This window comes from Pseudarthrobacter sp. NamE5, assembly GCF_005796225.1.
GTDB lineage: Bacteria > Actinomycetota > Actinomycetes > Actinomycetales > Micrococcaceae > Arthrobacter.
In genome coordinates, this window is sequence record NZ_VAHO01000011.1 from 1 (window position 1) to 12,724 (window position 12,724).

General features: G+C 66.9%; 12 protein-coding genes and 1 pseudogene. 5 read left to right on the forward strand and 8 right to left on the reverse strand.

Annotated elements, in window-relative coordinates; all coding sequences use genetic code 11:
• The 3 genes and pseudogenes from FDW84_RS13425 to FDW84_RS13435 all read right to left on the reverse strand — a co-directional run.
• Positions 1-352 (reverse strand): annotated as a pseudogene (locus FDW84_RS13425) (endonuclease); the annotation flags it as partial.
• Between the two features lie 55 nt (positions 353-407).
• Complete coding sequence (locus FDW84_RS13430) at positions 408-899, reverse strand: GNAT family N-acetyltransferase (protein WP_138610039.1); 492 nt, start codon at positions 897-899, stop codon at positions 408-410.
• Positions 900-976: 77 nt separating this feature from the next.
• Complete coding sequence (locus FDW84_RS13435) at positions 977-1,582, reverse strand: SOUL family heme-binding protein (RefSeq protein ID WP_138610040.1); 606 nt, start codon at positions 1,580-1,582, stop codon at positions 977-979.
• 146 nt (positions 1,583-1,728) lie between these two features.
• Here FDW84_RS13435 and FDW84_RS13440 point away from each other — a divergent pair, with 146 nt between their 5' ends.
• Together FDW84_RS13440 and FDW84_RS13445 are read left to right on the forward strand one after the other, a co-directional pair.
• The gene (locus FDW84_RS13440; protein ID WP_138610041.1) at positions 1,729-2,190 is read left to right on the forward strand and encodes a MarR family winged helix-turn-helix transcriptional regulator; all 462 of its coding nucleotides are present in this window, start codon (positions 1,729-1,731) and stop codon (positions 2,188-2,190) included.
• Complete coding sequence (locus FDW84_RS13445) at positions 2,187-3,446, forward strand: MFS transporter (protein WP_138610042.1); 1,260 nt, start codon at positions 2,187-2,189, stop codon at positions 3,444-3,446. Before FDW84_RS13440 ends, FDW84_RS13445 begins: the two co-directional genes overlap by 4 nt.
• Here the strand turns inward: FDW84_RS13445 and FDW84_RS13450 are convergent.
• Both FDW84_RS13450 and FDW84_RS13455 read right to left on the reverse strand, forming a co-directional pair.
• Positions 3,443-4,039 (reverse strand): dihydrofolate reductase family protein, encoded by a 597-nt coding sequence (locus tag FDW84_RS13450; RefSeq protein ID WP_240721511.1) that lies wholly within the window; start codon positions 4,037-4,039, stop codon positions 3,443-3,445. The genes FDW84_RS13445 and FDW84_RS13450 overlap by 4 nt on opposite strands.
• Positions 4,040-4,102: 63 nt before the next feature.
• The gene (locus FDW84_RS13455; RefSeq protein ID WP_138610044.1) at positions 4,103-5,020 is read right to left on the reverse strand and encodes a 2-hydroxyacid dehydrogenase; all 918 of its coding nucleotides are present in this window, start codon (positions 5,018-5,020) and stop codon (positions 4,103-4,105) included.
• A gap of 262 nt (positions 5,021-5,282) precedes the next feature.
• Here FDW84_RS13455 and FDW84_RS13460 point away from each other — a divergent pair, with 262 nt between their 5' ends.
• On the forward strand, positions 5,283-6,524 hold the full coding sequence (locus tag FDW84_RS13460) for an MFS transporter (protein WP_138610045.1): 1,242 nt from the start codon (positions 5,283-5,285) through the stop codon (positions 6,522-6,524).
• Positions 6,525-6,546: 22 nt separating this feature from the next.
• On the opposite strand, the gene ftsH is transcribed toward FDW84_RS13460, so the two are convergent.
• A complete protein-coding gene (ftsH, locus tag FDW84_RS13465) occupies positions 6,547-8,538 on the reverse strand; it encodes an ATP-dependent zinc metalloprotease FtsH (protein WP_138610046.1) in 1,992 nt (663 codons plus the stop codon).
• A 431-nt stretch (positions 8,539-8,969) separates the two neighbouring features.
• Between ftsH and FDW84_RS13470 the strand changes: the two genes are divergently transcribed.
• Together FDW84_RS13470 and FDW84_RS13475 are read left to right on the forward strand one after the other, a co-directional pair.
• The gene (locus FDW84_RS13470) at positions 8,970-10,205 is read left to right on the forward strand and encodes a mechanosensitive ion channel family protein (RefSeq protein WP_240721512.1); all 1,236 of its coding nucleotides are present in this window, start codon (positions 8,970-8,972) and stop codon (positions 10,203-10,205) included.
• A gap of 40 nt (positions 10,206-10,245) precedes the next feature.
• Positions 10,246-10,998 carry an ArsR/SmtB family transcription factor gene (locus tag FDW84_RS13475; RefSeq protein ID WP_138610047.1) on the forward strand — a complete coding sequence of 251 codons (753 nt, stop codon included), beginning with the start codon at positions 10,246-10,248 and terminating at the stop codon, positions 10,996-10,998.
• 107 nt (positions 10,999-11,105) lie between these two features.
• Here FDW84_RS13475 and FDW84_RS13480 read toward each other — a convergent pair whose 3' ends face one another.
• Complete coding sequence (locus tag FDW84_RS13480) at positions 11,106-11,312, reverse strand: hypothetical protein (protein ID WP_138610048.1); 207 nt, start codon at positions 11,310-11,312, stop codon at positions 11,106-11,108.
• A 45-nt stretch (positions 11,313-11,357) separates the two neighbouring features.
• Positions 11,358-12,719 (reverse strand): MFS transporter, encoded by a 1,362-nt coding sequence (locus FDW84_RS13485; protein WP_138610049.1) that lies wholly within the window; start codon positions 12,717-12,719, stop codon positions 11,358-11,360.
• Positions 12,720-12,724: the final 5 nt, after the last annotated feature.

A 12,724-nucleotide genomic window follows, 5' to 3' on the forward strand; every position in this document is an offset into this window, starting at 1 on the left:
TCATCAGGGCATGGGCCTGGGCGAGCAGCGCGCCGGCAGCCCGGCCACTGATGGCCAGGACGCAGCCGATTTCCGCGGCGATCGCCATCTCCATCGCCTGCACCGGGGCATTAGGCGGAGCAGCCGCCCGTGCCGCGTCCGCATACGTCCCCGTGGCCCTGGCCACCAGCCCGGCAACCTTGGCCTGCACCCCAGCATCGCCGCCGAGGATGTCCAGGCAGCCCTCGGCCAGGCCCGCCAACGGATCAGCCTCCAACAACACCTCCGGACCAGAACCATCCAGCTCGGCATTCAACACAGCAAGGGCGCCACCAATCGCCGCGAACGCCCCCGCCACTGCCGCCTCACCCATACCCACATCATCCCAAGGGGGTCAGACATTCCGGAATCCACGGATGCCATCCGCGTCAGTCCCGGACCATCCTTAGTTCCGGCACGTTTTCCCACTCGGATGGCAGCACTCCGCGCGCTCCGTCCAGCCGGAAGCCCTGCCGGCGGTAAAAGGATTGGGCCCGTACGTTCGCCTCCAGCACCCACAGGTATGCCGGCGAATCCCCGAGCGCGGCCGAGAGGAGCGCCTGCCCCAGTCCATTCCCTTGCGCCCTGTTGAGGACAAAGATGGAGTACAGCTCCAGCGGAGCTGGCGGATCGTCTTCACGGCCCGTGCCGGCGTCGGCCAGGCCCACCAGTTCATTGTTCGCGTCCAGGGCAAGAATCCGCGGGCCAGGGCCTTCGAGATAGGGTCGACGCCGATCCACGCGTTCCGGAATTGCCTTACGGCGGGCGGCGAAAAAGTGGGGCGACAGCAAGTGGCCGTAGCTTTCCTCATGCGCCAGCGTGTGCATGAGGACCACGGCTTCTGCGTCCTCGGGTGTGGCGTGGCGAAGAACGTAGTCCATGCCCCAGCCTAACCAGAGGTGCCGTCAGCGACAGTAGAGGCACGGGCGGGCCGTCTGTCAGAAAGTCCGGCTGCCGGTCAGGTCCCCGGCGTCCCTTGCGCTTCTGCCGGCTCCTGCACGTCCTGCACCACCTCATTGCGGCGCAGGAACCAGGGCTTGAACGGCGGGTCGAAGCGGGCAAACCGTGGCGGTCCCACCGGCGTCAGCCCGGCAAGGGTCAGCGCCGCCTGCAGCCCCTGGTTCCGGCGGCCGAAGGCAGCTGCCGAGCCGCCGCCTGAGAAGCGCACAACTGCTGCCAGCGCCCCCGGTACCGCCCGCACCTTCACCTCAGGGTCAGTCGGCACCGGCGCCGTTTCGGCCGTCACGCCTGCCGGCAGAACAAAGGCGACCGTATATTCAGCAGGCGCATCGGCCCCCGGCAGAGGTCCGGCTTGAAGTACGGGCGCGGTCATGGGCAGCTTCTGCGGCGGTCCGGGTTCCTGGATCACCGGTGCGGTCATGGCCAGCTTTTGCCGTGCCGTATTGCTCCCGCTGATGTAGTTGAACAGGTGGCGGAAGGCGACGTTGCCGGCACGGCCAAAAGACTCATTGACCGTTACTTCGGCCACAAGGTACGCCGGATAGCGGCGCAGTTCGAAGTGGGGGTAGCGCCGGACCAACTCATAAGGCTGCTGTTCCGTCATGGTGCACCAGAGCTTACGCCGCCTGGGTTCGCTCAACCAGCCCCCGCTGCGCCTCCCCAAACCGCTTGCCGCCCTTGGCAAGTAGGAGCATAATGGTTAGCAGCACTAATTAGCACTGCTAAGTACCTAGGAGGCGCACCCGCCACATGACTCCGGCCCGAGCAAGCGAACTGGCAACGAAAGACTCCATTCAGCCGGACACCCTGGCCATCGAACTCCGAACGGCCGTGATGCGCACCTCCCGCCGGCTCCGCGTGGAGGCAACAGGCGACGTCATCACACCGGGGCAATACACAGTCCTGGCTCTCCTCGATGGCAACGGACCGCAAACCCTCCGCGGACTGGCGGAAAGTGAGCACGTGCAGGCACCGTCCATGACGCGGATCGTCAACGCCCTCGTCGAGCAGCGTTTTGCCACCCGCTCCGCGCATCCCGACGACGGGCGGCAGGTCCACGTGGACATTACCGATGCGGGCCGTGCCGTCCTTGCAGAAGCCCGGGACCAGCGCACCGCCTGGCTCGCCCAAAGGGTGGCAGGACTCAGCGAGGAGGACCGGGAAACCCTGAGCCGGGCGGCGCATATCATGCAGGAGATGAGCGGCAAATGAACGCCATGTTCCGGGCGCTCGAAAACCGCAACTACCGCATCTGGGCCGGCGGGGCGCTGGTGTCCAACATCGGAACGTGGATGCAGCGGATCGCCCAGGACTGGCTTGTCCTCACGGTGCTCACCAACCACGACGGCGCGGCCGTCGGCTTCACCACCGCCTTGCAGTTCCTCCCCATGCTGCTGCTGGGGCCCTACGGCGGAGTGCTGGCCGACCGCTACCGCAAGCGCGTCATCCTCCTCTGGACCCAGCTGGCGATGCTCATCACCGGACTCGCCATCGGACTCCTGGTGGTCACCGGAACGGCCCAGCTCTGGCATGCCTACCTGGTTGCCCTCTGCCTAGGCGTCGCCAGCGCCATCGACGCCCCTGCACGCCAGGCCTTCGTCTCCGAACTGGTGGGGCAGGACAACATTCCCAACGCCGTGGCCCTGAACTCCGCGTCCTTCAACACCGCCCGGCTCACCGGCCCGGCCATCGCCGGCGTCCTGATCGCCTGGGTGGGCACCGGCCCGGTGTTCCTCCTCAACGCTGCCAGCTACGCCGCGGTCATCATCTCCCTGCTACTCATCAGCACGGCAGGGTTGGCTCCCGCAGCCCAGGCGGGCCGCGGCAAACACCAGGTGGCCGAGGGCGTGAACTACGTGCGCCGCCGCCCCGACCTGGTGATGATCATGGTCCTGGTGGGCATCCTCGGCGCCGCCGGCATGAACTTCCCCATCACCAACGCCCTCATGGCCACCACCGAGTTCGGCGTCGGCCCTGGCGAGTTCGGACTCCTCGGCTCCATCATGGCCGTAGGCACCCTCGCCGGAGCGCTGCTCGCCGCCCGCCGCGCCGGCCCGCGGCTGCGGTTCCTGCTGGGCGGCGCGCTCGGACTTGGCGCGTTCACGCTCCTGGCCAGCGTCTCGCCGTCGTTCTGGCTCTACGCCGTGGTCTTGATCCCGGTGGGCCTCGCGTCCATTACCTTCCTGAACAGCTGCAACACCAGCATCCAGCTCTCCGTGGAACCACAGTTCCGCGGCCGCGTGCTGGCCCTGTACCTGGCAATCCTCCAGGGCGGAACCGCGGTGGGGGCACCACTGATGGGGTGGATCGGATCCGAGTTCGGCGCACGCTGGTCAGTGGCCGTCGGAGGTGCGGTTGTCCTGCTGTCAGCCGTCGCCGCCGTGGTCATTGTCAGCCGCAGGAACAGTCTCCGCTTCCGGGACCACCTCCGGATCGTGTTCCGCAGGAAGAGCGAGCCGGTGGCCTAAGCAGACGCAGCTGAGGGAACGCCCGAAGCCTCGTAGCGCAGCAGGACCACGCCGTTGCCGAAGCTCCGGCTCTCCACCAAATTCAGGTCAACGGTGAAATCGGGCGACTGGAACACTCGCCGCCCCTGGCCTATCACCACGGGCTGGACGTAGATCCGGAACTCGTCAATGAGGCCGTGCCGCATGAATGTTCCGGCAAGGTCCGCCCCGCTCATCACCAGGTCGCCGGTGGCCTGCGCCTTCAGTTCCGCGATCTGTTCAGGTACGACGTCGGCGATCACGGTGGTGTTCCACGGCGCCTCAGTGAGGGTTCGGGAAAAGACGTACTTGGGCATTTCCCGCCAGATGCGGGCGAACCCGGCCTCGGCGGGACTGCTCTCCGGATTCTGGTCTGCTGCCGGCCAGTATTCGGCCATCAGCTCGTGCGTCACCCGCCCCGCGATGAAGCCACCCACACCACTGAGTTCATCGTTCATGTGCTGGTGCAGTTCCTCATCAACCCGGTGCCAGCTGATGTCCCTGCCGGGTCCCTCGAAGAACCCGTCCAGGGACACTGCGTTCTGCAGGATGATCTTCCGCATCGCGATACCCACTTCCTGCTTCCCGCTCTTCCTGATTCCTGATCCCGCCCTGCCGGTAAGCGGCCAGCCAGTTTTTTAGCCCAGCACCACGTTCACCGGTTCCTTGCCTTCCAGCATCAGCCCGATCTGCTTGCGGATTAACCGGACCATTCGCGGGAACATTGCCGAACTGGCTCCACCCACGTGTGGAGTGATCAGGACGCCGGGCGTGGTCCACAGCGGGTGGTCACCGGGCAGGGGCTCGGGATCGGTAACATCAAGGGCTGCGCGCAAACGCCCGGAGGACGTCTCCGCCAGCAGAGCGTCGGTGTCGGCAACCAAACCGCGGGCCACGTTCACCAGCAGGGACCCGTCCGGCATCGCGGCCAGGAACTTTGCGTCCACCAGCTGCCGGGTGTCGTCGCTCAGGGGAACGCTGACCACCACGATCTCGTGCAGCGGCAGCTGCTCATAGAGCGAATCGATCCCATAAATCGTGCCGGCGGCGTCCTCGCGGGACCGGCTCGCCATCCGGGTGACGTCGGTTTCGAACGGCAGCAGGCGGGCCTCGATGGCCTTGCCCACTCCGCCGTAGCCCACCAGCAGCACGCGCCGGTCGGCCAGGCTGGGGCGCTGGGCGTTGTCCCAGACGCCGGAGGACTGGTTCCGGACGAAGTCCGGAATTCCCCGTTGGCTGGCAATCATCATCCCCACGGCAAGCTCCGCCGTCGACGTTTCATGCACGCCTGCCGCGTTGGCGAAAACGGAACCATCCGGCAGGACGTCCGCCACGCCGTCGTACCCTATGGACTGGCTCTGGATGAGGCCAATGTCCACGGACTTGAGCGCCGCCAGCACCTCCGGCCCGCGCATGTACGGCGGCACCACGATGTCCAGCCGTTCGGCGGGAGCAGGCCCGGAAAAGTCCCACACGAGAAGTTCGACGCCGTCACGTGGCTGCAGTGCGTCCACCAGCTCCTGCGTGGGCAGGCTGACCCGCAGCGGGGCGCTCACGCGGCCACCACGGGCTTGTGCTTGGGCAGTCCTAAGAATTCCACTTGTTCTCCCTTGCTTCCGTTGCCGGAACGCCTTCGATTGTCCTGTCCATCCCCACGGTAATTCCTTACGGAAGCAACAGCTACCGTTTCAGCCCATGCGAGTCTCGGGGCGGTCAACGTCAGAATCAGCACCTCATGTCCTGTAAATTTAAACGGAGGAATTGTCGGGCGAGCAGAGCCGGGTTCCAGCCCCTCCCCGTGAATGGATCACTCCCCCCATGTCTTCCGCGATTTCCGCGCCGGCGCCTGCCCGTTTTCCGTACGCCGCGATGCTGGTCCTTGCCACCATCGCCTTCACCGCCATCACCACCGAGCTCCTGCCGTCCGGGCTGCTGCCGCAGATCAGTAGCGGCCTCAATGTGTCCGAGCCGGTGGCCGGGTACCTGGCCGCAGCGTACGCCGCGGTCATCGTGGTCACGGTGGTTCCGGCGGCCCGGTTGCTGGGGAAGGTACCCCGGCATGCGCTGCTGGTGGGGCTAGTCCTCACCTTCGCCGCCAGCAACGCCATGGTGGGGCTGGCGCCCGACTTCACCGCCGCCATGATCGCCCGACTGGTGGGCGGCCTGGCGCACGGGCTGCTGTGGACCACCATGGCCCCGTTCGTCACCAAGGTGGTTCCGCCGGACAAGGTGGGCAGGGCACTGGCCATCGTGTTCAGCGGCAACAGTTTGGGCCTGGCCATCGGCGCGCCCGTGGGCACCGCGCTGGGCGGATTCCTCGGCTGGCGCGCCGCGTTCATGGTGCTCGCAGGCTTCGGCCTGGTCCTGACGGTCCTCGCGTTCTTCCTGCTGCCCCGCGTCCAGCGCATTTCCGACGCCGTCCGCCCCTCACTCCGGAAAGCCATTGCCCAGCCGGGGGTCAAGTCGGTGGCCGTTGCCTGGCCGCTTCTGATTCTGGCGCACTTCGCGCTGTTCACCTACATCGCGCCGTTCATCCGCGAGGCAGGTTTCCCCGACTACGCCATCAGCCTGTCACTGACGGTCCTGGGCGGCTCCGGGCTGCTGGGCATCTGGGTCGCCGGCCTCACCGTTGACTCCCGGCCCCGCCGCTCGCTGCTGATCACGACGGCGGCCATCGCCCTGTCCATGGCGTTCCTGCCTCTTGCGGCGGGCAACCTTGCCGTGGCCCTGGTCCTCATGACCGTATGGGGTGCCGGGCTCGGCGCGATCGGCATCTACAACCAGTCCGCCATCCTTCGCGCCGGCGGAGACTACAGCGAGGCCGCCAACGGACTCACGGTGCTGACCATCCAGCTCGGCATTACCGTGGGCGCGCTCTACGGCTCTGCCGCGCTGGTGCTTGCCGGGCCGCTGCTGGTCCCCGTGGCTGCCGCACTGCCGGTGGTTGTTGCCTTGGTGATCACGATCGCCGGCAAGAGGTACGCTTACCCGCCGGGCTCCCGCGAGCGGGTGTGGCTCGAGCCGCGGCCGATTCCAGAAAAGGTGGACGAGACCGCCTAGCCAAGGCGCGTTTGGCGGCCCCTCAGCTCTGGTGCATCGGGGCGGCCCCGCTTGGAGCGGGTGTGCCAGAACGGCGTTCCAGGCCAGCCGCGGCGTAGATCTCCTGCTCATCCAGGCTCTCTTTGGCCAGCAGTTCCTTCACCAACGACTCCAGGCGCCACCTGTTCTCCCGCAGGAGTGCCAGGGCACGGTCATAACACTGGTCCACCAGTGTGCGTGTCTCGTCTGCCAGGAGGTCCAGCATGCCTTCAGAGACACCCAGTGCGCGGGGGTCGCCTTCCTCGGGCAGCACCTGGACCGGGCCAATCCGGGGGGACATTCCCCAGCGGCCCACCATCATCCTGGCCAGCTGCGTACTGGTCTGCAGGTCGCTTTCGGCACCGCTGGTGACCACCCCGAACACCAGCCGCTCGGCCGCCATCCCGCCCAGGGCTCCGACGATCCTCCCGCGCAGGTAGTTTTCGTCATACCCGTAGCGGTCGGTATCAGGGGTGGAAAGAGTGACGCCGAGTGCCCGGCCGCGGGGAATGATGGAGATCTTGCGCACCGGGTCCGCGCCTTCTTCCAGCATCCCGAGCAGCGCATGGCCGGACTCGTGGTAGGCGGTCCGCCGTCGTTCCTCCGCCGGCATCACAACGTTGCGCACCGTGCCCAACTGCACCTTCTCCAGGGCATCCAGCAGGTCCCGCTGGTTCACCGCTTCGTGCCCCCGCTTGACCGCCAGGAGCGCGCCTTCATTGACCAGGTTCGCAAGTTCAGCGCCGGTCATGCCTGGCGTGGCCCTGCTGAGTGCTTCAAGGTCCGCGCCGGCGTCGAGCTTGACGTTGCGGGCATGCACCTGGAGGATCTGCAATCGCCCCGCCTGGTCCGGAGCGTGCACCGTAATGGAACGGTCGAAGCGGCCCGGGCGGAGGAGTGCGGGGTCCAGCACATCTGGCCGGTTGGTGGCCGCCAGGACCACCACCCCTTCGGACGAGGAAAAGCCGTCCATCTCCGTCAGGATTTGGTTGAGGGTCTGCTCCCGCTCGTCATGCCCGCCGACGGCAAGGGAGCCGCCGCGTTTGCGGCCGATCGCATCGATCTCATCGATGAAGATAATCGACGGCGCGGCCTCCCGGGCGGCCTGGAAAAGCTCCCGCACCCGGCTGGCCCCCACGCCCACCACCATCTCCACAAACTCGGACGAACTCACGTGGAAGAAAGGCACCCCGGCCTCCCCCGCCGTCGCCCGCGCCAGCAGCGTCTTGCCGGTGCCGGGCGGACCGCTGAGCAGAACGCCCTTGGGCGGCCGGGCACCGATGGCCTGGTACTTCTCCGGCCCCTTCAGGAAGTCCACCACTTCCGAAATTTCGCCCTCCACCTCGTCAATCCCCGCCACGTCCTTGAAGGTGACGCGGATCTTCTCGGGATTGACCGGCTGGAACTTCTTGTTCCCGAGACCGCCCAACCCACCCATCCCGAACATCCCCGCCTGCCGCTTGAACAGCCACAGGTAGAACAGCACCAGCAGCGCAATGGGTGCAATGGAGATCAGCAGGTTAACCAGAACGCCCCGCTCCTGCACCAGCGGGGTGGCCCGGACGGTTACGTCGTTGGCTTCCAGCGCGGCCAAGAGATTGTCTTCAGCGAACGTTGGCCGCTCCGTGACGAACTGGATGTAGTTCTGGCCCTCGTTCCCTGGCAGCGGCCTCTCCTGCCGCAGCTTGCCCTCGATGGTGTCGCCGCGGGAGAAAACCTCGGCGACGTTGTTGTCCTGCACCTGGGCCTTGAATTCGGAATAAGCCACAGCCTCAGGGGCGGCCGCCCGGTCCTGGAAGGAGAAGATCAGGAAGAAGCCCAAATACAGCGCGGCGAGCCAGATCCAGGGCCTGAGACGTTGCCCGCGCCCGCCGCTTTGGCCGTCGTCGCCGGTCCTGGCGGGCATACCCTCGATCCGCCAGGGAGCCCTGCGGCCTTCGGGTCCAGGCGAGGGGCTGGTCCCCTTGCCCTGGGTAAGCGGAGAGTTGTGTGCCATGACGCCACCCTCGAATGTTCGATGAGGGCCGCGCACTGCTTGACGGCTGCCGTCCAAGCCCAGCGGCCTGCTCACACAGGACACCAAAGCCTGATTGCTGACACGATCGACCTACCGCCAAGAGGCCTGGCTGTTAAGACCGCCACGGGGGAAGCTGCCGGAAGCGGCGGCGGCAGGCCAACCGGAGTGGAACGCCGCGATCTGCCGCTCCCTTTTCAGTCATCACGGAGCACATTATCGCTTCGCGGCGGGCGTTCCAGCCCAGTTGCTCCGGCGCCCACCGATTCCCGGGAACCTGGAATCCGCGCGCACAGGCGTTTTCGGCGGGCATCAAGGCCGGTGGGCGCCGGGCAACCGGGCTGGAAGGGACGGACACGCCACCACTGGCGCCGGTTTCGGGCTCGGGCCGGCGGATTGATAGACGTTAAAGGATGCAAGACGTACTAAATCCCGCCATGCCCTTCATTGCCGTCACCCTGGCAGTGGCCGCCGGACTGGTCCTGTCCTGGCTGCTGCGCAAGATAATCCTCCGCCTCAACCGCAGGCGCCCTGAACTCCAGGCCACGTCCCGGGTTGCCCGCCAGCCGCTGCGGCTGGCACTGTGCCTCATCGGCGTCCGGACCGCCCTGGGACTCACGGCCGCTGGCGAAAGCTGGCACAGCGCCGTCGACCATCTGCTGCTGATCGCGCTCATCGGTTCGCTGGGGTGGTTGGCCGTGGCCATCCTGCTGATTATCGAAGCGGTGGTGCTGGGCCGCTACAGCGTGGATGTGGCGGACAACCGGCGGGCCCGTCGGCTGCGCACGCAGATGATCCTGGCCCGGCGTATCGGCGTGGCGCTGGTGGTGGTGCTCGCCGTCGGCTCGGTGATGCTGACCTTCCCGGCCATCCAGGCCCTCGGCGCCGGGCTGCTGGCGTCCGCAGGTGTCATTTCCATCGTGGCCGGCCTGGCCGCACAGACCTCGCTGGTGAACGTCTTCGCGGGCATGCAGCTCGCGTTCACTGACGCGATCCGTGTTGATGACGTGGTGGTGGTCCAGAAGGAATGGGGCCGCATCGAGGAAATTACCCTCACCTACGTGGTGGTCCATATCTGGGATGACCGGCGCCTCATCCTGCCCTCCACCTACTTCACCACCACGCCGTTTGAAAACTGGACCCGCCGCCAGTCAGAGGTGATGGGTACGGTGGAGTTCGACCTCGACTGGCGTGCCCCCGTGGAGGACATGCGTGCCGAACTGCGCAGGGTCCTGGCCGGCACCGAATTGTGGGACGAGCGGGTGGGCATCCTGCAGATCACCGACGCCACCGGCGGCTTCGTCCGGGTCCGGATCCTGGTCAGCGCCGCGGACAGCGCCGCCCTGTTCGACCTCCGCTGCCTCATCCGCGAGGCCATGGTCGGCTTCCTGCAGCAGGGCCATCCGCAGGCCCTCCCGCAACAGCGCTGGACCGAGGCAGCGTCCGACGGCGGCACTCCCGCCCGCCGCCAGCAGCCACTGCGCGGGCTGGGTTCGCCCGCTGCCGCCGGTGCCCGGCAGCCTGCCGACCCGCATGAGTCACAGCTGTTCACCGGATCGATCGAGGCAGTCCAGCGCTCCCGCGCCTTCACCGGACCAGGGGATGAGGTGTTCCAGGACCGGGACCAGACGCTGGCTTCGCGCAACTAGGCTCTTGATAGGTGACCGAATGGTCACCTATCATTTTCCTATGGACGAAGTGTTCAAAGCACTCTCCGATCCCACCCGCCGGGACCTCCTCGATGAACTGTTCCGCGAGGACGGCCAATCGCTGGGTGCGCTGGGGGCCCGCTTCGACATGACACGTTTCGGCATCGCGAAGCACCTCAGGCTTTTGGAGGAGGCAGGCCTGGTGGTGACCCGGCGTCGGGGGCGGGAAAAGCTGCACTTCCTGAACCCGGTGCCCATCCGGCTTATCCACGACCGGTGGGTGGGCAAATATGCAGAACCATGGGCCGCTGGCCTCAGCGACCTCAAATCCAGATTGGAAAGTCCCATGGAAAAGATCTTCGAAATCTATATCAAAACAACCCCGGAACGGCTCTGGGAAGCCATCACGGACAGCGAGATCCGCAGCAAGTACCAGTTCGGGAACACCATCGACACGGACTGGACCCCGGGCAGCAGCTTCACCATGAACAATGCCAAAGCCGGCGCCCCGCTGGGCGAGGGCGAAAACCTGGAAGTGGACCCGCCCCGCTGGCTTGTGCAGACCATGCGCGCACTGTGGGGCGAGGACGTGAAGGCAGAGGGGACCTCGAAGGTCACCTGGCAAATCGAGCCGGTAGGGGACTCCTGCCGGCTTACCGTCACCCACAGCGACCTCCGCGACGGAGCGAACGAGCAGCTTTACGGCGGCTGGCCCATGATCCTCTCCGGCCTGAAGACCTGGCTGGAAACCGGCGAGAAGCTGACCACGCCGGGCTCGCTGATGTACGGCTAGGACGCCCGACGGCGGCCAGCACCTTCGATGGCGCCCGTGGACGCCGCCCTCGAACGGGCGGGCGCGGGGCAGCGGGGCCGTGGCGGCGGGGCAGAGCGCGCGCCGGATCAGGTCCGGCGCGTGCCGTCCCACCGGCGGCCGCGCAGGTTGCGGCTGGCGAACAGCGAGCCGCCCATCAGGAGCACGCCCAGGACCATGGCCACCACCCCGACGTAGAACCATCCGCCTCGGAGAAAAATCATCAGGGCGGCGCCGACGATGCACAGGCCCTTGGCGGCGATATCCAAGTACAGCTGCACCTTTGGAGAGTCCATACCTCCACGATAAACCCGTCCGCAGGCGGTGTGGGTGCGGCCAGGCTAGTCCGTCCGCTGCCTCCACAGCAGGCTCACGGCGAACGTCACCAGGCAGAGCACCAGCATGGCGAGCACCATCCGGGCCCAGCTGCCCTGGTCCACGCCGCCGCCGGCAAACACGCCGATCATCACGGTTGCGGTGATGGCACCGACGTACCGGCAGGTCTGGTAGATGCCGGCCGCCACCCCTCGTTCCTGGGGCCGGGTGGACACGAACATGCCCTGGTTCGTGGCGATGCCCACGGTTCCGTACGGAACGCCCATCAGGGCAGTCAACACCACCACCAGCGGGATCACCAGGGTGCCGGTGAGCAGCCACATCAGCGCCGCCACCAGGGTCAACAGGACGACGCCGGCGAGCAGCACCCGCCGCACCCCATACCTCCCCATGGCCTTCACCGCCCACGGTGTGGCCAGGACGGACAGGCCGGCAAGCGGCAGCATCAGCAGGCCCACCACGCCGGGACCGTAGCCGCCGGCCTCCTGCAGGAGCTGGGGCAGGCCGAAGAAGACGAAGTAATAGACGCTGCTGAACACGGCGAACGCCAGGTAGATGAGCATCAGGGGCCGGTTGCGTCCCAGCAGCCTCAGGTCCAGGAACGGGCGGTTGAAGCGCAGTTCGCGCCACGCAAACACTGCGCCGATGACTGTCCCGGCCGCCAGCATCCACCAGCGTAGGTCCGGGGCCACGTTCAGGGCGGCCATCATCACCAGCAGGAGCGCGGCCACGAATGCCAGGATCCCCGGGATGTCCGAGTCCCGCACCAACTCCGCCACGCTGCCCCGCTCCCGGGCCTCGTCCGGCGGAGCGGCCCGGCGCACGAGCAGCAGCGCGGCCAGCGCCAGCGGGACGTTGACTAGGAACAGGGCTTCCCAGCCTACGAAACCCACCAGCAGGCCACCCACCACCGGGCCTATGGCCGCGGCAGAGGTATTGGCCATCTGCAGCCTGCCCAGCGGCCGTGCCGGCTCTACCTTGGCCCGGTGCGCGATGGCACCCACCATCACCACGGCACTCGGGTAGGCGGTGGCCGTACCAAGCGCCATCACTGCGCGGGCCACGCAGAGCAGCGCGAAGTTCGGTGCCAGCGGGGCCAAGGCGCAGGTCACTGCCACCAGCGCCATGCCAAGCATGAACATTCGCCGGGGTCCGAAGCGGTCTGCAAGCCTGCCCATTACCGGCTGGCCCGCTGCCGAGGCGAGATAGAAGGACGTAACCACCCATGTAACGGCGGCAACGTCCAGCCCAAAGTCCGCGCGGAGCACCACCAAGGCCACGGCGATCATTGAGGAGTTGAGCGGATTCAAGGCGCTGCCCAGGCTGAGGCCTGCGAGGGCCAGGGCAGTCCGGGGTTTGTTGCTCACGGAAA